The sequence below is a fragment of the Ralstonia insidiosa genome, from assembly GCF_008801405.1.
Taxonomy (GTDB): Bacteria; Pseudomonadota; Gammaproteobacteria; order Burkholderiales; family Burkholderiaceae; genus Ralstonia; species Ralstonia insidiosa.
In genome coordinates, this window is sequence record NZ_VZPV01000002.1 from 999,474 (window position 1) to 1,021,317 (window position 21,844).

Consider the following 21,844-nt stretch of genomic DNA (forward strand, 5'->3'; position numbering starts at 1 on the left):
AATGTGCACGCGGCGCAATACCGCGCTACATCTTGATGCTCACGCGTGCCCACGCGGTGCGCCCCGGCTCGGGGATGGGCGTGCGTGCCGGAAAGCCGAAGCCCGCATCGCCGGCCAGGTTCAGGTGCTCGGTGTAAGCCTTGTTCAGCACGTTGTCGACGCCCACCGCCACGCGCACGGTCTTGCTGACGGCATAGCCTGCATGCAGCGACAACACACCAAAGCCAGCACTCGGCCCGAAGTCCTGGCCGACCACGTTGCCTTGGTTCAACGCGTAGCGGTGCTGCGCCGCCGCCACGCGCCACAAGCCACCGGCCGACCACGGTCCGCGCTCATATTCGACGCCCAGGCGCAGATCGAGCGGCGGCATTTGCGGCAGCGGTTGTCCGGTGCTGCTGTTGCGTCCCCACGCATACGCGAGCGCACCATCCACGCGCCATGCATTGCTCACGCGCCATGTTCCGCCGATCTCGCCGCCGGCAATGCGAGCATCTACGTTGGTGGCTTGTGACATCGGCCCCATCATGCCGGGGCGGTAGTTGAAGAGGATGAAGTCGTTGACCACACCTGCATACGCCGACACCCACGCATCAAAGCGCGCGCTCTTGTACTGCGCCCCGATATCGAGCTGCGTGGTCTTCTCTGGCCGAATAGCGGAGAACGCGTTGACGGAGCCCGTGGGCCCCATGCTCGGCGAGATCAGCTCCCAGTAATCCGGAAAGCGCTCCGCATGACCAACGCCTGCGTACAGCGTGGCGGGCACGCCAGACACATCGTGCTCGTAGCGAACAAAGCCACTGGGCAGTGTGCGTGAGCGGTCTTGGCCCGCGGTCGGGTTGGGGCGGCTGCCCATCATGCTGTTGATCGATGCGCGATCATCGCGCGCGCTGGCCTGGTCGATGCGCGCGCCGGCAATCACGCGCTGGTGCTCGGCTGCAAACCAGGTCAGCTCACCAAAGGCGCCGGTGTTGAAGAAGCTGGCGCTGGGCACCCACGATTGGCTGCTGTACGACACCATCTCTGTGCCGCTGCGTGAGCGCAGACGGCTCGTCTGCATGTCCAGGCCGGTGACGAGCTGCAGCGCATCGGCCCAACGCAGCGTGGCGGCCACGCGCCCACCGACCGTGCGCCGGCCCACGTCGGCAGCCATGCCCATCGGCATGCTGCTCATCGGGTCGGGTTTGCGCAGCGTGAAGTTGTCCATCACGTGGTCGGCATCGTTGTAGTAGACCTGCGCCTCGATGCGCTGCAGGACTTCACCGATGTGCGATTTGTCAAAGCGCAGGCCCACGCTCTCGCGGCGGAAGTGTGCGCCGTCCATGCCGCGTCCGGCATAGCGCGCGTAGCCATCGCCGGTGCCGGCGGTCAGCTCCAGGCGCGTGTGGTCGTCGGGCGTGAGGCCGAGCGCGGCGTCGACGTTCCACTTGTCCCATTGCGAGGGGATGGTGTTGCCGTTGCCGTCTTTGTAGTCCTGCTGGTGCGCGTGGTTGGCGGTGATGCGCGCGTAGGCGTCGGGTGTGCCGGCCGTGAAATCGGCGTTTTGGTCATTGCGGCCGAAGGACCCGCCGACCACGCTGCCGTCAAAGCGCGTGCCGGGCTCGGTAAAGCGTTTGGTATTGCGCTCGAACAGCACGGTGCCCGCCGAGCCGACCGGCCCGTAGATCACCGATTCCGGCCCTTTGATGACGGTCAGCTTGTCGTAGCTCTCGGGTGAGATATACGACGTGGGCGCATCCATGCGGTTGGGGCACGCGCCCAGCATTGATGTGCCGTTGGTGAGGATGTTCAGCCGCGAGCCAAACATGCCGCGCAGCACCGGGTCGCCATTGGTGCCGCCGCTGCGGATGGAGGTAAAGCCGGGGATGGTCTTGAGGTAGTCCGCACCGTCGCTGGCGGGCAGCGGCTGGCGTGGCGATTTCGGGTCGGTGACGATGGTCAGCGGCGACGATGGCGGCGGTGCAATCACCATCGTGGTCGCCAGGTCGATTTCAGGTGGCGTGGGCTCCGCCGCGTGGGCGACGGACATGGACGACAGCGCGGCAACCGCCAGGGCAACAGCGTGCCGCCCGGAGTGTGGGTGATCCAGCTTCATGAGAAAGACAAAGACGAAATGGGTGAAGCCCGCCGCCGCAACTACGCGGCGCGGGCGAAGGTGTCTTGAGATGGGGTGGATCAACCCAGCGGTGGGCCGCGGGCGCGCCGTTGCGGCGCAGGTGTGGCAAGGCGAGGTGTGAGGATGTCCGTTGCGCTGACACTGCCCAGCAAGGCCGGCGCGTTGGGTGTATCGATATCGAGCGTGGGCGCGATGTCTGCCATGACGACGCACGCGCCACAGCACGCCGGCGCCGACATGGATTGCTCGACACGCTTGCGCTCGCCCGGATCGGACAGCGGGATGATCATCACGCCCGTGCCGTGCGCGGAGCACAGCACCACGGGCAATTGCTCGGCATGCGCGCGTGCGGCATGCGCCAGCGGCATCCATGCGGTGGCCAGCAGGTAAGCCCACAGCAGTACCCACGCAACCGCGCGCCCGCCGGCAAGATGCAGGCGGGGCAAAGGTTTCCAGACGAGGTGGCGGGCGGGCATCGCGCGAGGATACTGCCGGCTCAGCAATCGGTAACTTTGCTGCGACCCCGTGCCGCAGGTACTACGCCAGCCGTGCGAACCCCAGTGCCAGGCCTAGCCCGATCAGGATCACGCCGATTACGCGATCGACCATCTGCTGCCGTGCCAGCAGCGAGCGCCGCAACGCACCCGACGCAAACACTGTTGCCACCAATGCAAACCACGCCGCGTGCGCAACCGACATGAAGAGCCCGTAGCCGAACTGTGCCGCCAGCGGTGTGCCTGGGTGAACAACCTGCGTGTACGTACTGACGACGAACAATGTCGTCTTCGGGTTGAGCGCATTCGTGAGAAAACCCATGCGCAGCGCCGCGCCGGCCGACAGCGTGTGGTTGCCCGTGCCGTCATCCGCTGTCTTGCCCACGGACATCGGTTTGGCCGACAACGTCTTCCAACCGATCCACACCAGATACGCCGCGCCAATCAGTTTGATGCCATGCAAGAGCGCTGGTGCATGCGCAATCAGCAGACCCACGCCAAACATCGTGTAGAACACGTGCACCTGCACGCCCAACGCAATGCCCAGTGCGCAAAGCACGCCAGCACGCCGGCCGTACAGCACGCTGTTGCGCGTGACCATGGCGAAATCCGCCCCGGGGCTGATGACGGCCAAGATGGTGATGACGGCAACGGCAAAGAGTTCGGCCATGTCAGGCGCTCGAAGGAAAGTGGGGATGCGCCGATTCTGGGCGAATGGGACATCCCTGAAAATCGATTTATGATGCCGTTTTTCAGTGAGAAAAACTGACAGATGGCACTTCCGCCGCTCAATACCTTGCGTGTGTTCGAAGCCGCAGCGCGACACGGCAGCTTCGTGCGCGCCGCGCAGGAATTGCACGTGACACATGGCGCCATTAGCCGCCAGATACGGCAGTTGGAGGAATCGCTGGGGGTTGACTTGTTCGAGCGGCGCAACCGGGCCGTCTTCCTGACGCCTGCGGGAGAACAACTGCGCTTGGCGGCAGTCGATGCGTTCTCCATCCTCACAGAAAGCCTTGACCGGATTGCACGCCGTGCAACGTCTTCCGCGCTGGTGGTTTCGTGCGAACCGACGCTGGCGATGCGGTGGTTGATTCCGCGCCTGTCACGCTTTCAGGCGCGGCATCCATCCATCCAGGTGCACTTGTTCGCGGCAGGTGGCCCGATCGATTTCGCGCGCACGGGTGTCGACGTTGCCCTGCGCCGCAATGACTTTGCATGGCCAGCACACGTGCACGCCGAGCCCATCTGCGAGGAGTGGATTGGCCCCGTGCATGCGCCGCATGCCGATGCCGCCGCACGCAAACGGCTGTTGCACACCGCCACGCGCCCCGACGCCTGGCAGACGTGGTGGCGCATCAGCGGCATGCCGCGCCCGCGTGGGCGGTTGCCCGAGGCGCGCTATGAACACTTCTATTTGAGCTTGCAGGCCGCGTTGGCCGGGCAAGGCACCGCTATCGCATCAAAGCTGATGGCGGGTGACGACCTGAAAGATGGGCGACTGGTGGCGCCGGACGGCTTCCGGCGTGATGGGTCTGCGTACTGCCTGCTGTCGAGCGTGCCGATTACGCCCGACAGCCCGGCTGCTGCATGGCTCGCTTGGCTGCGTGAAGAGACTGCCGCCTCGTTGTCAGACTGACGCTGCCGTTATGCCGCCGCGTGCCGGCCCGTGCCGAGGATGCCGCGGATAGTGGCGAGATACGCTTCGCCAACGGCACGGTTGAGTGGCCGTGCGCGCGAGACTCGTTGATATGGCGGACGCGTCACACCTAGCGTGCGGCACACCTCTGACACATACGGGCGACCGTGTCCTTCCATGCGCATGACGACTTCGCACAGGGCTTGATCGCCCAGGCGATTGCGCAGCCACGCCACGGTTTGGCGGTCGTACTCGTTTTCGATGCGGATCAGGTCGTCCATGGTGGATAGCTGTATGAATGTACAGGTACTGTAAATATATACAGTTATTTGCAGAATTCAAGGACGGTGTTGTATCGGGTGACTCAATTCATGAGATGGGCGACTTAATGCCCGGCGCTGGTGGACACATCAGACGGCGCCGTAAAAATCCGCGCATGCAACCCGTGAGCTTTATTCACCGGCGTTTGCGCCTTCCGATATGCCACGCCGCCGATTTGCAAACGACAATAGCGGCAACCGTAGCGAGCCGCCTGCACAAGAGAGGTGGCTTGGCAGCGCCTTGCATCGTTGATCAGGCAATCAGAATCCGCGGCTGCAAGCACGACGCGCCGGGTGTCTGAATGTCGATGCCGGCGCTATTCTTTCTACAGATTGACTTCATGTGCTCGCGCGATGGCGGACGACAATCTTCCTCATGTGCTGGTCGTCGATGACGATCCCGCAATCCGCGAACTGCTTACCGGATACCTTGGCGAAAACGACATTCGGGTCACTGCAGCATCCAGCGGAAAAGAGATGAATGCGGCGCTCGAGATGTTCGCCATTGACCTCGTGATTCTGGATCTGCGCATGCCTGGCGAGGATGGCGTGCAGATTGCGCGCGCACTGCGTGAGCAGTCAAACCTTCCCATCATGATCGTCTCGGGCAAACGCGATGAAGCCGACCGCGTGATGGCCCTCGAACTGGGTGCGGACGACTATCTGACCAAGCCGTTCAGTTCTCGTGAGCTGCTGGCACGTGTGCGTGCGCTGCTCAGACGCGCCAGTGCGATGGCGCCGTCGGTCGGAAGAACCACCGATGCGAGGGCCTATCGGTTTGCAGGGTGGGAGCTCAATATCGGTACCCGAAAGCTGACCGATCCAGCAGGTGCCGCTGTCGAGCTGACCAACGGCGAGTTCTGCCTGCTGAACGCGTTTCTCGCTGCGCCGGGGCATGTGCTGTCCCGAGACCAGCTTCTGGAATCGAGCCGGCTCTACGATGACGTTTATGACCGTTCGATCGACGTTCAGATTTTGCGTTTGCGGCGAAAGATCGAGCCCGACCCCGCGCATCCCTCGTTCATCCGCACGATCCGCGGCGCAGGCTACGTGTTTAGCGTTCCCGTAGACAAGTTGACAGGAGCTGCTATCCGAACGGCGGCCAAGGAGCTGGGTTGACGGTATGGCTACCGCTGCGGTTGTTGAGCCTGTCTAACCGTCACAAGCGCGGCAACCAAAGCGGCAAGCGCATCAGACGTGAAGGGTTTGCCCAACACGCCGTCGGCTCCTAGCATGTCAGCCAATTGCAGATGACCTGCGGCATGGGCTGGAAAGTAACCAGAGATTGCGATGAACGAGGCAAACGGAAACTGTGCACGTAGGCGCCCAATTTGGGCACGCGATGCGGCTTTGCCCGGTAGGTTGCAATCGACGACCACGAGCGACACAGCGCGTCCATCGACCGAATCCTTAACGTTGAGCGCAGTGCGTTCAATGACGTGATGCCCTGCGTCGCGCAAAGACATCGCAATCAGTTCGCGTATCGAAGGATCGTCTTCAACGACCAAGATGTTCAGGCGGTTTGGAAGGGCCACAGGTCAGTCCAGCAAGTTGGGAGCGCGGACGGTATCCGCTGTGGCTTCGATTGCAGCGTTGGCCGATTGCCCAAGCGTTTCGTGCTGGCCCGTGAACATTACATTTGAAATGTCGGCCTGACGTTCAGGTCATCACGCTACCGTCAACATGTCCGATCCAGACGTGCTTGCTCGCGCAGGATTCCGCGCGCAACCGCTGTGGCGCTTCATCATCGCAGGGTGGCTTTTTGTGGCGGTGCTGGCAGGTGCTGCCGGAATGGAGATGTGGCGTTCACGCGCCCGAGCGCTCGACGTGGGGGACCGGGAGCTTGCGCTGCTGGCGACTGCTGCAGCCGAGCATGTTGCGGGCGCGATGCAAGTGGGGCAGCGGATCCTGGTGTTGCTTGAGTCGACGCATGTGCTGACCGCCCAGGACGCGAACCGCGCCGCGATGGTTTTACTACAGCGGCAGATGGCTGACGCGCCGCAACTCGAGACACTCCTTCTTTACGATGCATCGGGCCACCTAGTGGCAAGTTCCTGGGAAAAGGGCGCCGCTTCCGGTCACGATGACGCATCCATTTCGGAACTTCCCAGCAACGTAACCCACGGAGCAAACGCGTCGTTTGTCATCCTTCTGCATGGCCGGCCAGCATTGGCAATGGGTCGTGTGCTGCATGCGGAAGACGGACAGGTGCTGGGCACGGGCGTTGCCGTTCTGGATACGTTGGAATTCGACCGCGCTTTCCATGCGATGGCCGGAGCCACTGGGGCAACCCTGGCCATTCTCGACGCTGGCGGCGCGACGATTGCTGCCGAGGATGGTGGGCATGCGGCTCCGGCTTCCAAAAAAATGCGGTCGGCCTTGCATGCTGTCGAACGGAGTCCCCTGCAAGTACGCGTCACGCGGAGCGAGGAAGCAATGCTGGCTGCGCGGCGCCGGACAGCTACCGACGTATTGCTACGAACGGCGTTGCTTTCCGTGTTGGCTGTGTTGCTCATGACCGGTGCGGTGGCGTGGTTGCGGCGGCTGGAGGCAGTCAATCGTTCCATGCGAGCCAGCGAGCTACGCTGGCGGACGGTTTTTGAGAACGCGCCCGTCGGCATTCTTGTCCTGCACGCCCACGGCCGCTATTTGATGGCCAACCCGGCCTTCCAGAACATGGTCGGATACAGCAACCAGGAGTTGGCGGAACGGCGTGCCTTTGACATTACGCATCCGGACGATAGGTTGCTCACCCAGGAGCACATTGATCTGCTCGTGCGCGGTGACCGTGACAAGGTGCGCTTCCAGAAGCGCTATGTGGATCGCAGCGGCAAGGTCGTCTGGACAGACATGAGCGTCGCCCGTGTGTTCGCGCGGCATCAGCCTTCAGAAGCGGGGTCTGAGGATCTGATCATTGCAACGGTTGAGGACATCACGCAGCGTCTTGCAGACGAACAGGACAGGCGGCGCCTGGAGAGCCAACTGCGGCAATCGCAGAAGTTGGAAGCGCTTGGCACATTTGCCGGTGGGGTGGCGCACGATTTCAACAATATTCTGGGGGCGATTCTTGGGTTTGGAGAGCGTTCCCTCGTCGCTGTGGAGCAAAACCGGCCTGCGCGCCAGTACATCGAGCAAGTCATGAGAGCGGGGGAGCGGGCCCGGCTGCTTGTGGAGCGCATCCTGACGTTCAGCCGGAGCGGGCTGACGGCACAACTGCCCGTTGATGTGCGCGCAGTGGTGGAGGAAACCGCTGAGTTGCTGAAAGCCACGCTGCCCACCAACGTCACACTGAACCTGCGGATCACGCAACAAGAGGCCTATGTACTTGGCGATGCAACCCATCTGCACCAGGTCGTCATGAACTTATGCAGCAACGCCGTGCATGCGATGCCGCAAGGCGGGACGTTGGGCTTGGAAGTCGAGCGTATTGCGCTGACCGAGTTGCGAGCCTTCTCACACGGTGCACTCGATGCCGGAAACTATGTCCGCCTGGGGGTGGCGGATGACGGCGTCGGCATTGCGCCCGACGTTCTCGAGCGGATGTTCAATCCTTTCTTCACAACACGGCGCGCCGGAGAGGGCACAGGGTTGGGGCTATCGCTGGTGGACGGCATCGTGCGGGAGCACGGTGGCGCTGTGCACGTGGCGTCCAAACTGGGACATGGAAGCCGGTTCGACATCTATCTGCCTGTCACCGACGCACGCCCAGTGCCATCTCAAGAGAGCGTTGCCAGCCTTCCGCATGGCAGCGGGCAAGTCATCCTGTTGGTCGACGACGAAGAGGCGCTCTTGCGGCTAGGTGAAGAGGTACTGGCAGAACTCGGCTACGAACCGGTCGGCTTTTCCTCAAGCGAGGCAGCGTGGGAGGCGCTTCAGGCCGCTCCGGAGCGCTTTGACGCCGTCATTAGCGACCACACCATGCCCGGCCTGACCGGGGTGGAGCTGGCCGCTCGCATTGCGGGCGCCCATCCTCGGTTGCCGGTCATTTTGTGTAGCGGGTTCAGCACGCCGGCACTCGAACGTGAGGCCGCAGCGATCGGCGTGAAGGCCGTGCTCCGAAAACCAGTCAGAACAGCGGACCTGGCCACCGCGCTGGCGCAAGCATTGCCATGACAAGGACACGCTCCGAAGCGTAGTCGGGGCCTAGCCTCTTCGCCAAGCCGGCGCTCACGTTACGGGTGTAACACAACGCGCCGTTATCGCAACGCCCGGGAAACAGCTGGCGCCGAGACTTCACCGTGACGCAAACAATCAATGGGGCGTATACGTGGAAGCAACAGCGCTGGTGTTGTCGCGAATACAGTTCGCGGCAACGGTCTCGTTTCACATCATCTTTCCGTCATTCACGATTGGTTTGGCAGCTTGGCTCGCCGTGCTCGAAGCCATGTCGCTGTCCACCGGAAACAGGGTGTATCGCCAGGTCTTCGATTTCTGGCTGAAGATCTTCGGTGTGGCGTTTGGCATGGGTGTCGTGTCGGGCATCGTCATGGCGTTTCAGTTCGGCACCAACTGGAGCGAGCTTTCGCGCGCCAGCGGGCCGATCCAGGGGCCGCTGCTCACCTACGAGTCATTCACGGCCTTTGCGCTGGAGGCCACGTTCTTCGGCGTGATGCTGTTTGGCCGCAGCCGTGTGCGCCCTTGGTTCTACCTGATGTCGTGCATTCTCGTTGCGGCAGGAACCACCATGTCGGCGTTCTGGATACTGGTCAATAACTCCTGGATGCAGCATCCAGTGGGGTTTGTCGTCCAGGATGGCGTGTATGTGCCGACGGATTGGCCTGCCATCATCTTCAACCACGTCGTATGGGTACGTTTTCCACACATGCTGCTCGGTGCGTATCTGACCACGGCATTCTGTGTGGCGGCAGTCGGAGCGGGGTATCTCCTCAAGCGTCGCTATCGCGTCGAAGCGATGGTCATGGTGCGCATGTCGCTCGGGCTTGCGGCGGTGCTGGTACCCCTACAGATTCTGTTCGGCCATTTGACTGGGGACTATGTCCACGATGACCAACCGGCCAAGTTTGCCGCCATCGAAGGGCGTTGGACAGACGAACAGCCTGCCGCCGAAGTCATTTTTGCTGTTCCCGATGTCGCCGCACAGCGCAACCGGCTCGAATGGAAGATCCCTGTGCTCGGCAGCGTGGTCGCGTCGGGCACGCTCGACTCGCGCGAAGTGGGTCTTGCAGATTTTGCTACCGCCGACAGACCTCCCATCCTGATTCCCTTCTTTGCGTTTCGCATCATGGCTGGCTGCGGGTTTGTGATGCTCGCGCTGTCGTGGCTGGCTACGGCGTATTCGCGACGCGGCAGCCTCGAAAGGCAGCGTTGGCTGCTATGGCCGGTGGCCTTGAGTTTTCCGCTCGGTTTCATCGCCGTCCTGGCGGGGTGGTTTGTGGCCGAAGTCGGGAGACAGCCCTGGACGGTTTGGGGTGTGCTGCGAACCGCTGATGCCCTCACACCGGGCTTGTCCACGCACTTCGCGGCTGCTTCGCTCGCCATGTATGTGCTCGTCTACACGTTCATCTTCTTGTTTGGCGTCTATTACATCGTGCGCATCGTGCGGCACGGGGTGTTCAGCGGTGCCGTCCTGACCGTGTGGAACGGCCATGTCATTCCGTTGACGTACCTCGGCCCGCAGCCACAACCACAGCCACAACCGGTGAAGGCCGTGCGCCGTCAACCGAATGCGTAACAGGAGCGAATAGCATGTTGAACTGGTTCTGGTTTGCCGAGTTGGCGTTCGCCCTCGTGGCCTACGTGGTGCTCGGAGGGTTTGATATCGGCGTGGGAATGCTGACCGCGTTCGCGGGTAGCAAACGCGACGAAATGGTGGCCTCCATCTCCCCCGTCTGGGACGGTAACGGTACGTGGCTTGTCATCGCAGGCACGATCCTCTTCGGTGCGTTTCCGCTCGTCTATTCCATCGCACTGCCGGCGCTGTATGTGCCGCTCTCGGCAATGCTTGCTGGGCTGGTCATGCGGGGCGTAGCGCTGGAGTTTCGTCACAAGGCCGTCAGTTCGCGCTGGGTGTGGGATCTGTTGCTGTTCGTCGGTTCGCTGTTGACTGCGTTGACGCAAGGTATCTGCGTGGGGACGTATGCACGCGGACTGCCAGTCGAACACCTGCACTACGCGGGGAACGGGTTTGAGTGGTGCGCTGTGTTCCCCGTCCTGTGCGGTGTCGGTCTGGCACTGGGGTACCTGCTGCTGGGCGCTGGTTGGCTGGTCCTGAAGGGGCGGGGCGATCTGCATTACATCGGGCAGCGTTCGATGCGTGATCTCACGCCGCTGGCACTGCTCGTCGCTGCATTGATTCTTGCTTTGACGCTGTTGACAGAGCCCACAGTGCAGACCCGCTGGATTGCCCATCCGGTGCTGTTCGTTCTGCCCGTGATTGGCTTGTTGGCCCTGGCACGTGCGCCCTACGCAGCCAAGCATGGTGGTCGTGCCGCCTACATCTGGGTGGGCCTGGGTTGCATCTCGATGGTGCTCATGCTGGCCGCGTCGTATCTCCCTTACATCGTGCCCTTTGACGTCACGTTGAGTGCCGCTGCAGCGCCGGCGGCAAGCCAGTCGTTCATGTTCTGGGGCGCCGGGCTCTTCGTGTTGCCTGTCATCGTGCTCTACACCTATGTCGCGTATGCGGTGTTTCGCGGCAAGGTCTCACAAGACCATTTCTACCACTAGCCCTTGTTTCTACAGAGAACCCCATAGGAGTTCCAATGAAAGTCGCCCTGTTTGTTCCGTGTTTCATCGATGCCTTCTTTCCGGATGTCGGCATCGCCACGCTCGAGCTGCTCGAACGCGTCGGCTGTGAGGTGGACTATCCACTCGATCAGACCTGCTGTGGCCAGCCCATGGGTAACAGCGGTTGCGAAAAGGACGCCGCCGCGACCGAGAACCTGTTCGTTCGCAACTTTGCCGGTTACGACTACATCGTCGCCCCCAGCGGCAGTTGCGTGCACCACGTACGCGACCACCTCACCGCCGCAGATCAGACCAGTGAAGCGCGGGCCGTACGCGCCAATACCTATGAGCTCGTGGAGTTTCTGCACGATGTGCTGGAGGTTCGTGATTTTCCATGGGCGGAGTTCCCGCACAAGGTCGGTCTGCATAACAGTTGCGGCACGCTGCGCGCGCTGCGCACCGCCAAGATGTCGGAGATCGACGAGCCGTTCTTCTCAAAACCGATGACCCTGTTGAAGGGGGTCAAGGGGATCGAGTTCATCCAGCCCGATCGTCCAGATGAGTGCTGCGGCTTTGGCGGTACGTTCTGCGTTTCTGAAGAGCCGGTGTCGGCGCGCATGGGTGCCGACAAGGTGCGTGATCACAAGCGCAACGGCGCGGAGTACATCGTCTCAGCCGATTCATCCTGCCTCATGCACCAGAAGGGCTGTTCGGACCGGCTCGGTCTGGGCCTGAAGTTCATCCATATCGCACAAATCCTGAATGGAGCACGAGCATGAAGCGCGTCGACCATGTCGGTGCTTCCGAGAAGTTCATTGCCGACGAGAAACATATCCAGTTCCACGACAAACGCCTGTGGGGGCTGCGCACCGCCCGGGATAGCGAAGTGCACGGCATACGTGAATGGGAGGAACTAAGGTCTCTTGCCTCGGGCATCAAAGAACACACGCTCACGCATCTCCCGGAGTACCTGGAACAGTTTGAACGCAATGCCACGGCCAATGGGGTCGTCGTTCATTGGGCAAAAGATGCTGAGGAGCACAACCGCATCGTCTACGAGATCCTCAGCGGGCGGAAAGCGAAGGTCTTGGTGAAGAGCAAGTCGATGCTTACGGAAGAGTGCGAGATGCGGCCGTATCTGGAGGCACGCGGCATCACCGTGGTGGAGACCGATCTGGGTGAACAGATTCAACAACTCGACGACGAGTTGCCTTCCCATATTGTCGTGCCGGCTGTGCATAAGCTTGCCACTGACGTTGCCAAGATCTTTGCCGAAAAAATCGGCACTGACCCGAACGAGAGCAGTATTCCGAAGCTGGCCGAGGCACAGCGCAATGCAACGCGACCGCTGATCCTCAATGCCGATGCCGGCATGACGGGCTGCAACTTTGCGGTGGCCGAAACGGGCGGTATCACGGTCTGCACGAATGAGGGCAACGCGGACTTGAGCGCGAACGTTCCGTCGCTGCATATCGCGTCAATCGGTATCGAAAAGCTCATTCCGCGCCTGGAGCACCTGGGCGTGTTTATCCGCATGCTGTCGCGCAATGCCATCGGATCGCCGATCACGCAGTACACATCGCATTTCCGTGGCCCGCGCAAGGGCGGCGAGATGCATTTTGTGCTGGTAGACAACGGCCGGTCCGAGCGCCTTGGCATGGACGACTTCTGGTACTCCCTGAAGTGCATCCGTTGTGGCGCTTGCATGAACACATGTCCGGTGTACCGGCGCAGCAGTGGGCTGAGTTACGGCGGTGTCTACTCTGGCCCGATCGGCGCCATCATCAATCCGACCTTCAATCTCAAGAAGTACAGCGCGCTGCCATTCGCCTCGACCATGAACGGTAGCTGCACGAGCGTATGTCCCGTCAAGATCAACATTCATGAGCAGATCTATAAGTGGCGTCAGATCGTGGCGGAACAGCACGAACTCCCGTTCGTTAAGAAGGAGGCCATGAAGGTGGCCGGCAAGGTGCTGTCTCGGCCGGCGCTGTACCGGGCCGCTGTCAAGACAGCGGGGACGGCGGTGTCAGTGCTGCCGCGGGCGGTGCTCTACAACCCGCTCAACGTTTGGGGCAAACATCGGGAGGTGCCGGACGCCCCGAAGCAAACGTTCCGTGACTGGTATCTGAAGAGGAAAGTGAAATGAACAGCCGAGATTTGATTTTGTCGCGCCTGCGCGAAGTGCGTCCGGAGCGTCGTGCGCTGCCTACCGTGCCGATGTTCGATGCTGAACTGCCCCCTGCGGTGCAGACCTTCCGGAAATCGCTGGACCAGCTAGGTGGCCAATGGTGCGAATTGCCCGCGGGAGCGAACCTTGAGCAGTTCATCCGCGCGCGTTTTCCCACTGCAACGGTGTGGTGTTCGGCGACGCCGGAATTCAACGGCACGCGCGATATCGCCTCAGTCAGCGACCCGCGTACGCTCAACGATGTCGATGTCGGGATCGTGCGGCCGGCATTTGCCGTCGCGGAGACGGGATCGATCTGGTTGAGTGAGACCCAGTATCACGTGAACGCGCTGGGGTATCTGTCGCAGCATCTGGTGGCGTTGCTTGATCCGGCGGATATCGTAGGCAATTTGCATCATGCCTATCATCGGCCGGAGTTCTTTGGGGCCAATTATGCTGTGCTGATGAGCGGACCCTCCGCCACCGCAGACATCGAAGGTGTGCTGATCCGAGGCGCGCAGGGCATTCGCTCGCTGACCGTGATCCCGGTCCCGCGCACGGACGCTTCCCGCCAGGAGTGAAGGCATGTCAGTGACAGGGGGGCTGGTCAACCGTGAAGCGCTGATGCGCGTATTGCGGCAGGGCCGACATCATTTGCCTGTGTCGGAAGCGCTACGCAGCGGGCTCATCTGTGCGGCCCCAGCTGTGCTCGCGGCTGTCCTGCACGAACCGCTACTGTGCTGGACGGCAATCGCAACGTTCTGGACGTGCCTGTCCGACGAGCAGAATCAGACCACGCTCGCGCGCGTGCGCAGTGGTCTTGCGTTCGGCATGCTTGGAGCGCTGCTATCAGCATGCGCCATCGCCGCTGCCCGAGTGCCCTGGGCTGCCGTCACGTTGACTGGGGTCGTTGCGTATGTCGGTGCGCTGATTCGGACGCGCGGTGCGGGTTCTGGCTTGTGGGCGCTGCTATTGGTCACCGCCTGCGCGGTATCGGCGTCGTTTCCTGTTCACCCGTGGCCTGCGCCGCTGGAGTACGCGGCCTGTTTCTTTGGCGGAAGCATCTGGGCCGTGGTGTGCATGGTCGGACTGTGGCAGTACAGCGATGCGCATCGTGCCAGGCGCGCGACATTCGCCTATCTATACGCCGTGAGTTCGTTCCTGCGTCGTCTTGGCGACGTGGCGGACCAGTATGCCTCCGGTGAAAGCCTTGGCCGGTCGGGACTGCGTAGCCGGCTGGATGTGATGAAGCAGGTTGTTGACAGTGTCCCGGCATCACATGACACATGCGGCGTATGGCGTGCAAATGGCGAGCGCATCGTTGCCCTCCTTGCCGGCTTGGAGACACTGCTAACCGGGAACACGCTTGGCAAAGCCCGCGCGGCAGGCCCGCTGTTGGCGCCGACATTGCGTCATCTTGCCGAGCTCTTTGACTTGCACGCCGACGCAGTCCGAAGGGGGCTTCCTTCATCGACTTCGATGGGTGGCACGCTGGGTAGCTTGATTGGGCAAGTTCGCCGGGGATTGCGCCGTGCGGCAGCAGAGCCGCTCGCGCAAGACGATTCGGCGTGGGTCCGCGCATGCGAGACGCTGGTGCTGTCCCTTGTCCGCCTCACTAGGAGGCCGGGCGCGACGGCGAGCGTGGCGGTCACAGGGGTGCAACCTGCCAGGGGCGACGCTCCCGTCATCGGAAGAAAGGGCCTCGCAGCGTCTGTCGTGGAGGAGATGCGTGCCGGCGGGAGCATCGCTCGCTACGCTTGTCGCTTGTCTGTTGCTGCCATGGTGGCGGTTGCCACAGTGCATTTCAAAAACATCGAGCAAGGCTACTGGCTTGTGTTGACAGCACTGTTTGTCGTGCAGCCGACGGTGTCGCAGACGGTGAAGGTGTCGGCCCTTCGTGTCACCGGAACTGTTCTTGGTGCGGTGGCGGCCTCGCTGGTTGCGTTGATCTTCCGCAACCCGGTCCTGGAAGCACTCTCCATCATTCCGCTTGCGACGGGCACGTTTGTCGCTCGCGGGCTGAGCTATGTGTCTTACATCCTGTTTCTGACCCCGCACTTCATTCTGGTCGCGCATCTGGGCATGCCCACAGGGTCGCCTTGGACGTTGGCGGCCTTGCGCATTGGAAATAGCTTGGCCGGTGCCATCGTGGCGGTGCTTATCAGCCTCATCGCTTGGCCGGAGTGGGAAGCGCGCAAACTGACGCCGATGACCAGTGCGGCAATCGATGCCGTGTGCGCTTACCTGGATGCCGTACGTAACGCGGCATCAGAAGAGCGAGCCGGAGCGTGGCAGGTTGAGGCCGCCCGGCGCAACGCCTGCGTTGCAATTGACAAACTGGATGCACTGGCCTCGGCGATGCGTCGGGAGCTCATATGGTCGCGTCGGCGTGGTCAACGCGTTAGCGAACTGGTGTGGCACCTGAGGCGTCTTGTCGGTATTGCGGCCCCCTTCGAATGCATCGCAGCCACGCTGCCAGAGCAGGAGCGGCGGCGCATTGCATTGCTCGCTTCCTCGTGCATGCGGTGGCTACGCGGCTCGCGTGCCATGTACCGATTCCTGGAGCCGACAGCCCGCGTGGCAGGCACGCCGTCGCACCACTTCCTGCACGTGTCCGAACGCCGCGCAGCCGAAAGCGCGAAATTCGCGGGTGCCATGTACGCAGAACTCGCTCAGTCGAGGTTGCGGCGCAACGGGCTTGCTGCTGGTTGACTGGCGTCCCGGGGGGGGCGTGCCGCACGCAAGCAACACGCCCCCTCCTTTACGCCGAAGCGTCAAAACACCTTGACGACTCGAATCTGCGTGAAATCCCGGGCATTGGTGTGGTGTGACGCGACTGTCCGGATTTACTGGATCGTGACCGCGGCGTCGATGGCAGGCATCGAGATGTAGCGGAGCTAGTTCCAGTCTGCGATCAGCGACCCGATTTCGCCGATTGGACGTCAGCGCTTCGGATTTGGTTGATCACTGCTCGCAGCCCGAATGTTTGCAACTATGCTCGCGCAAGCGTCCAGCGCGTCGGTCTTCCCTGATGCATTGGCAAGATTTCTCCGGCTTGCAGCGTGATGCTGGCTTGCAAATCATGTTCAGCCAGCCAGCGGCCCGTTTGCGGTGCTGGCTGTCCACTCTCTGCCCAGATGAGCGGATCCTGCATAACAGACCCGATAGACGACGCGTCTTCTTTTGTTGATTCAGGTTTTAGGAAAACGTAGTCGCGCTCCTCGTCCGGAATGGTGCCGTCCTCGTAGCGGGTGTCGCGCCAAAGGAGTCGCCATGTAGTCGGCAAACCTCGTTCTTCAGCGTAGGCGGCCATGTTCGGGGCGTTGGAGCCGCCGTGCAGATAGCTCATGGTGCCGACGATGGGGAAGGGGCCCTTGGGCTGTTCGTTGGTTTGGAACAAACTGAACAATTTGGGCTTGGGTGCGTCGATGGGTTCCCAGATACCCGAATATGGGGTCATCTTCCCGCTACGGATCAGTATGTCCTCTTTAGGGTTCGGCACATCAGGCAAGGGATTCGGAAACACCATCTGATTTAGCTTTGCTCTCAGGTAGTCATTGCAGAAGGTGTAGGTTTCCGTATCGAGGTAGCGAGGTTCCAGAATGTCGGGAGCGCACTCACCCCAAGCCGCACACAGGTTCACCAGCGTTTGATGGAATTGCGTCCAGCCAGGGGTGTTGCTTTCATCCCGTTGCAGCGTTTCTCCGTCTTCCATGCGGAATAGCATCTTCTCCCAATAAGTAGGAAGACGGTCGGCCATGGCCAGTTCGCCATTCGCATCGAATTTGAAGATACGTTTGTCGCCTTTCTTGAGGCGAAGCACGGCTTCTTCGCAATGCGCCAGCCCGTTTAGGATGAGCCTGTAGTCACCGGCTGGGCCGCCCGGTCCTGTTGTTTGCCGTGCACAGTTTTCGGTAGCTTGAGCCCAAGCCTGATAGAACCCAAAAATACGGTTCCATGCGGTATAGGAACTGATCTGCTTGAGCCAGTAGAAGATCTGCTTGCGCTCGGGCTCGGTTGGCAGCGTGACGCTGGTGTTTGAGGCGTTGCTTGTGCTCATGGGGTAACGACGACTTCGTGGTTGTCTTTGGAGGCTTCTTCGTGTTCAGCCACCTTGGCAGTATGCACGGTGCCGTTGCCGGGACTGCGCAGATAGCCCCAGATGCCATTGGCATCCGTCCAGCCGGTGGGCTGTATGTGAAAAGTCATGCCACTGACCGGATCGACCAGTTTTGCGGGCTTTCCGGTAGCGACAACTTTGTCGCCATAGGCCACGAGTTGCTCGGCGAGCGCTTTGTCGAGATAGAAATAGGCCTGCGTGGCACCGCCCGGAAGATACTGGCCGGGAAGCTTGGTGCCAGTCTGCTCCGATACAGTGCCGACAGCGGCTTTAGGTCCGCCTTTTCCTTCGACTCTGCTGGTCACAAAGAAGCCGTCTCGGTTGAACTCATCAAGCACCGCAGCTTTTTCTCGCCATTCCTTGGCGGTTTTAGGGGCGGACCCTAGTCCCCACCATGCACCACTGGCTTTGCTGGGGTCGATATCGACGCCATGGGTGGCGCCGCCGGGCCCAAAGAACCGGAAGATCTCTTCTCCTTGTTTCAATTCCCGATTGACGATGCGACCGCTGTAGGCGGCGACCTGCTCCAGTTGGCCATTCTTGTCGACGCGCTTAGTAAGGTCCGGGTAACCGGGTTCGGGCTTATAGATGTGAGCGTACTTGTCAGGGCGTCCGGCAGGAGCCTCATTCTGCTTCCACCCCCCACGGGCTGAACGAGTCGGCAACGTCCCATCCTCCACCAACCTGGCTTCGTCCGCCTTTGTTGCGACGCGCTCGCCGGTCGCAGCTTCATGCAATGCAACGCGGCTGGTGGTTTCTCCGCCTGAACGGACGTAGGCCTGCAACTCGCGCAACTGCTGATCCAATTCCTTGATAGCTTTGGGGATCATCTCGTTCCCCTTGGCTTTGACCAGTGCAAGGCCATTACGCAGGGCATCAATTCGCTGGGCGAGGCTCGCCGGAATCATGGAAGCGGCCTTGGCCTTGATGAGCTGCAACGCGATCTCGAGCACATCCATCAGCGCACCAAAGCGGTCCATGATCTGTGCTAGGTAGTCTGAAAACCGGAGCTTTAGCAGCCACTGCTCCGCGTTCTTGACACCGATACGATTCAGGAAGGCAATGATTTCCTGCGCTCCCTCCATGAGCTTCGCTGCGCGTGCAGCACCGGTCAGCAAAGCGGCTTCCTTGAACACCTTGACCACGATTCGGCCAACGCCTTTGACCACGCCACCGATGACCGGTATCAGCGCGAAGACGAGCACGACCAGCAGCACCCACTCGAAGACTTCGTCGCGCTTCTTGGGGTCGTTGACCAAGCCCATGATGACAGCGATCAGGTCACGCACCGCAGTGCCATCGCCCACCAGGGGAATCATGCCAATTACGGCATCGACGAGGATTTGCGAGAAGCTCGCCTTTTCGTTGAAGGCGCCTTGGACCGTACCCCAGGTCCAATCACCGACGTCGGCGCAAATGGATTTGAACTTGCTCCAGGTCAGGCCACCCGGTGCCTGGGCCGTATCAGAAGAAGACATGACGTGCGGATTAGAGAGGGCTTAGGCGGAAGGAGGCGGCGTGTTGTCGGTCGACAGGTATTTGTCGACAAGCTTGGAGATCTTGGCGTCCGATGGATTCGGATCGTGGTTTGGCATCGGCGTTTTGTCCTTGCGTTCAAAGGCACCAGGCATTGGGCCGTAGCTGACTTGTACGCTGCCTGGGGGAACGTTCTCCAATGTGGCTCGACCTTGGCTATCGAGAACGCCTTGTCGCTCTGATCCGTCAGCAAACTTGGCGAAATACTTGGCCCCCGCCAAGCCCTGACCGTCGTGGTAGGTGTGCTTCAGCAGGACGGTTGTTGGAGGAAGCACCCCCACCGGCAACGCAGGCAATGCCGCCGCCTGCCCACCCGGCCCGATAAGCGGATGCCCCGCCCCCTTCACCGACAGAAGACCCGACGTCTCAAACGTAACCGCATTCCCCTCCAGCCGAATCATCGAATCTCCGCCATGCAGCACGATGTTCTGCTGCGCAAGGATCTCGACCGAATCCGCGGAGGACGTCACGGTGACAGCCTTGTCCGCCAGCACCGCCAGCGCATCGGTATGCGCTTGAATCGACACCGGTCCGCCTTCTGCAATCGCGCGAATGCCATTGCGCTGCGCAAACAAGCTCACGCCCTTGGCGGCAGCGGCTGCGACGACGTTGCCGACAGCCACGTGCCAATCGGCCTGCGCGGTGCCATGCAGATGGCGCCCCGCATAAACCGTAGTGGTGGCCTGCGAGGCCAGTGCAATGCTCGAAGGCGATTCCGCCACCAGCAGTGGCTGCCCAAACTTGTCGACCGGCTGCTTCGAGTCTTGCCCGTTGACGTTGCTGGCGTAGTGCCCGTCCTGCGTCGGGTCGAGCGCCTTGTCTATCGGCTCAAACGCCTCATTGGCCGCCAGCGGCAGCGCTTGCTGGCTGGCCGCGGCATCGGAAAGACGTTGCGCGGTCTTCTGCGCAGCGGTGAGTTGTCCGCGCGCCTCATGTGCGTCAAGCAGCGTGCCTGCCGCTTGCGCCCGCGCGGTGGTCGAGAGCAGCAGGCCTGCGCCCGCACGCACTACAGCCCACGCATCGGTACGCAACTCGGCGCCGGTGCCGCGCCAGCTGCCGCGGTCTCCACCCGTGGCGCCGTGCGAGGTCACGTAGCCGAGGTTGAGCTGGCTGTTGGCGGTGGAACTGGCCAGGCGTGTGCGCAGCTGGCCCGGATGATCGTCGACCACCCACTGGTTGTAGCCGTCGCCGCCCAGGCCTTGCGAGTGCCAGCCAGACAACGCTTGCCCGAGCGGCGCATCGGCGGCAGGCCAGGGCAGGGCGTCCTGCGTGTTGTGCAGTTGCATGGCGATCATCGGCCGGTCGATGTCGCCGTCGATGAAAGTGAGCAGCACTTGCGTGCCGGCGCGCGGCAGGTGGTTGCCGCCCCAGTTGGGGCCGGCGCTGGCGGTGGCCACGCGCACCCAGGCGGTGACTTGCGTGCGATCGCTGCTGCTGGGGTCGGAAAAGGCGTTGACCTCCGGCGCGCGCAGCCACGGAAAGCGCACGCGCACGCGGTGGTCGCGATCGGTAGTGAGCGGTGCGCCGTCATCGGCAATGACCACGGCGGCCTGGCCTTCAGGCGCGGTCGGGCGGCGGCGGTACGCGGGCACGATGGGCGCTTCGGCGGGCACGGCAATGAAACGATTGCGGTAGCTGCCCGATTCGATTGATGTGGTGCCCAGCAGGCGCGCGATGTCGGTGCCGAGGTTGTTGGCGGCCTCATGCTCGACCTGCAGCGTAACGAATTCGCTGTGCTTGCTGTCGAAGTGCTGCGTGAGTTTGAAGCGCTGGCCGGCACCCAACTGACGCACGCTGCCCTGGCCTTGGTAGCGCAGGAAGGCACCCTCATGGGCTTGCATGCGCAGGCGCGCAGCCTGGCTGGCGCCTTGCGCGTCGGTGAATTGATACGGGCCGGAGGCTTCAAAGCTCTCCAGTGTGGGCAGTTCGCCGCCGGTGTCGTTGGCCGTGGCCTGGCCGGTGGTGGCGGCCAATGCCTTGTAATCCCACGACGCCAGGGTCACGGCATTGGTGCCCACGCTGTGGGTGTTCGAGAAGCGCTCGATGGCGTCTTCGCTCTCCGTGGCGTCGACACGGTGGAAGCGGATGTCGGACTGCGCGCAGGCGGGCCGCTCGGCGTCGTTGTCGAAGATGACGACGGTGTGGCGTGACTGGGCGTTGTCCTGCTGTTTGTCCTCGCTCTGCTGATGCTCAATGCGGAACGACAGCCCCTCTTCAGCCAGCAGGCGCATCACGAACGCGTAGTCGGTCTCGCGGTACTGGCAGCAGATCGAGCGCTTGGCGCACGGCTGGCTGGCGGCAATCTTGTAGTGCGCGACCGGGTACTCGGCAAAGACCTCTTCGATGATCTCCAGCGCGGTCTTGTTCTGGTAGACGAAGCAATCACTGCGCGTGCGCAGGCGGTCGAGCCACGGCACGATGCGCAATCGATAGCGCGCCAGTCCGCCGTCACCGCCCAGCGATGCGCAGTCCGCCACGTAGCCGTGCCAAGCACGCCAGCGGCCATCGGCCTGCATCAGCCGCAGCGTGGCTTCTTGCGAGGCCAGCTTGACCGTATCCAGGTGGGCAGACGGGCTCAGGCAATCGACTTGCAGCACGAACGAGGCCGAGACCGCCTCGGTGGCGGTAAAGCGCTCCACGACGAGGTTGTCGGAGGCGAGTGCCGTCTCGATGGTGATCTGGCGGGTTTGCTGGCCGAGCAGTGCGCCCAGGGCAGCTTGCGGCATGTTGGCCGACAGGGTGGACAAAGGCTTCATCGGAGCGGT

17 protein-coding genes are annotated in these 21,844 nt (G+C 62.0%); 9 read left to right on the forward strand and 8 right to left on the reverse strand.

Annotation, left to right across the window (positions count from 1 at the left end; translation table 11 throughout):
- Nucleotides 1–25: 25 nt before the first annotated feature.
- The 3 genes from F7R11_RS21405 to F7R11_RS21415 all read right to left on the reverse strand — a co-directional run bounded on the left by F7R11_RS21405 (nucleotide 26) and on the right by F7R11_RS21415 (nucleotide 3,277).
- The gene (locus tag F7R11_RS21405) at nucleotides 26–2,092 is read right to left on the reverse strand and encodes a TonB-dependent copper receptor (protein ID WP_064808029.1); all 2,067 of its coding nucleotides are present in this window, start codon (nucleotides 2,090–2,092) and stop codon (nucleotides 26–28) included.
- An 80-nt stretch (nucleotides 2,093–2,172) separates the two neighbouring features.
- Nucleotides 2,173–2,559 carry a DUF2946 family protein gene (locus tag F7R11_RS21410; RefSeq protein WP_064808027.1) on the reverse strand — a complete coding sequence of 129 codons (387 nt, stop codon included), beginning with the start codon at nucleotides 2,557–2,559 and terminating at the stop codon, nucleotides 2,173–2,175.
- 91 nt (nucleotides 2,560–2,650) lie between these two features.
- Complete coding sequence (locus F7R11_RS21415) at nucleotides 2,651–3,277, reverse strand: LysE family transporter (RefSeq protein WP_064808025.1); 627 nt, start codon at nucleotides 3,275–3,277, stop codon at nucleotides 2,651–2,653.
- Between the two features lie 102 nt (nucleotides 3,278–3,379).
- On the opposite strand from F7R11_RS21415, the gene F7R11_RS21420 reads away from it, so the two are divergent.
- Complete coding sequence (locus F7R11_RS21420) at nucleotides 3,380–4,246, forward strand: LysR family transcriptional regulator (RefSeq protein WP_064808023.1); 867 nt, start codon at nucleotides 3,380–3,382, stop codon at nucleotides 4,244–4,246.
- Nucleotides 4,247–4,254: 8 nt separating this feature from the next.
- Here F7R11_RS21420 and F7R11_RS21425 read toward each other — a convergent pair whose 3' ends face one another.
- Nucleotides 4,255–4,527 (reverse strand): CppA family protein, encoded by a 273-nt coding sequence (locus tag F7R11_RS21425; RefSeq protein WP_064808021.1) that lies wholly within the window; start codon nucleotides 4,525–4,527, stop codon nucleotides 4,255–4,257.
- A 393-nt stretch (nucleotides 4,528–4,920) separates the two neighbouring features.
- Between F7R11_RS21425 and F7R11_RS21430 the strand changes: the two genes are divergently transcribed.
- A complete protein-coding gene (locus tag F7R11_RS21430; RefSeq protein ID WP_064808019.1) occupies nucleotides 4,921–5,685 on the forward strand; it encodes a response regulator in 765 nt (254 codons plus the stop codon).
- Between the two features lie 8 nt (nucleotides 5,686–5,693).
- Here F7R11_RS21430 and F7R11_RS21435 read toward each other — a convergent pair whose 3' ends face one another.
- Entirely contained in the window at nucleotides 5,694–6,101 is a 408-nt protein-coding gene (locus F7R11_RS21435) for a response regulator (RefSeq protein ID WP_064808017.1), read from the reverse strand.
- A 148-nt stretch (nucleotides 6,102–6,249) separates the two neighbouring features.
- Here F7R11_RS21435 and F7R11_RS21440 point away from each other — a divergent pair, with 148 nt between their 5' ends.
- The 7 genes from F7R11_RS21440 (at nucleotide 6,250) to F7R11_RS21470 (ending at nucleotide 16,135) form a co-directional block, all read left to right on the forward strand.
- Nucleotides 6,250–8,679, forward strand: a complete 2,430-nt coding sequence (locus F7R11_RS21440; RefSeq protein WP_064808015.1) for an ATP-binding protein — start codon at nucleotides 6,250–6,252, stop codon at nucleotides 8,677–8,679.
- 172 nt (nucleotides 8,680–8,851) lie between these two features.
- The gene (locus F7R11_RS21445; protein WP_238500884.1) at nucleotides 8,852–10,258 is read left to right on the forward strand and encodes a cytochrome ubiquinol oxidase subunit I; all 1,407 of its coding nucleotides are present in this window, start codon (nucleotides 8,852–8,854) and stop codon (nucleotides 10,256–10,258) included.
- A gap of 14 nt (nucleotides 10,259–10,272) precedes the next feature.
- Nucleotides 10,273–11,253, forward strand: a complete 981-nt coding sequence (gene cydB / locus F7R11_RS21450; RefSeq protein ID WP_064808012.1) for a cytochrome d ubiquinol oxidase subunit II — start codon at nucleotides 10,273–10,275, stop codon at nucleotides 11,251–11,253.
- Between the two features lie 35 nt (nucleotides 11,254–11,288).
- Nucleotides 11,289–12,032, forward strand: coding sequence for a (Fe-S)-binding protein (locus tag F7R11_RS21455; protein WP_064808010.1), 744 nt, complete (start codon nucleotides 11,289–11,291; stop codon nucleotides 12,030–12,032).
- Nucleotides 12,029–13,402, forward strand: coding sequence for a lactate utilization protein B (locus F7R11_RS21460; RefSeq protein WP_064808008.1), 1,374 nt, complete (start codon nucleotides 12,029–12,031; stop codon nucleotides 13,400–13,402). The genes F7R11_RS21455 and F7R11_RS21460 overlap by 4 nt, the downstream gene beginning before the upstream one ends.
- On the forward strand, nucleotides 13,399–14,004 hold the full coding sequence (locus F7R11_RS21465) for a LutC/YkgG family protein (protein ID WP_064808006.1): 606 nt from the start codon (nucleotides 13,399–13,401) through the stop codon (nucleotides 14,002–14,004). The genes F7R11_RS21460 and F7R11_RS21465 overlap by 4 nt, the downstream gene beginning before the upstream one ends.
- A gap of 124 nt (nucleotides 14,005–14,128) precedes the next feature.
- Nucleotides 14,129–16,135 carry an FUSC family protein gene (locus tag F7R11_RS21470; RefSeq protein WP_170288733.1) on the forward strand — a complete coding sequence of 669 codons (2,007 nt, stop codon included), beginning with the start codon at nucleotides 14,129–14,131 and terminating at the stop codon, nucleotides 16,133–16,135.
- 280 nt (nucleotides 16,136–16,415) lie between these two features.
- On the opposite strand, the gene F7R11_RS21475 is transcribed toward F7R11_RS21470, so the two are convergent.
- From F7R11_RS21475 to F7R11_RS21485, 3 genes are read right to left on the reverse strand one after another with little or no spacing between them, the layout of a single operon-like run.
- Nucleotides 16,416–17,483, reverse strand: coding sequence for an Imm71 family immunity protein (locus F7R11_RS21475; RefSeq protein ID WP_064808001.1), 1,068 nt, complete (start codon nucleotides 17,481–17,483; stop codon nucleotides 16,416–16,418).
- The gene (locus tag F7R11_RS21480) at nucleotides 17,480–19,021 is read right to left on the reverse strand and encodes a hypothetical protein (protein ID WP_064807999.1); all 1,542 of its coding nucleotides are present in this window, start codon (nucleotides 19,019–19,021) and stop codon (nucleotides 17,480–17,482) included. Before F7R11_RS21480 ends, F7R11_RS21475 begins: the two co-directional genes overlap by 4 nt.
- A 21-nt stretch (nucleotides 19,022–19,042) precedes the next feature.
- On the reverse strand, nucleotides 19,043–21,835 hold the full coding sequence (locus F7R11_RS21485) for a type VI secretion system Vgr family protein (protein ID WP_064807997.1): 2,793 nt from the start codon (nucleotides 21,833–21,835) through the stop codon (nucleotides 19,043–19,045).
- Nucleotides 21,836–21,844: the final 9 nt, after the last annotated feature.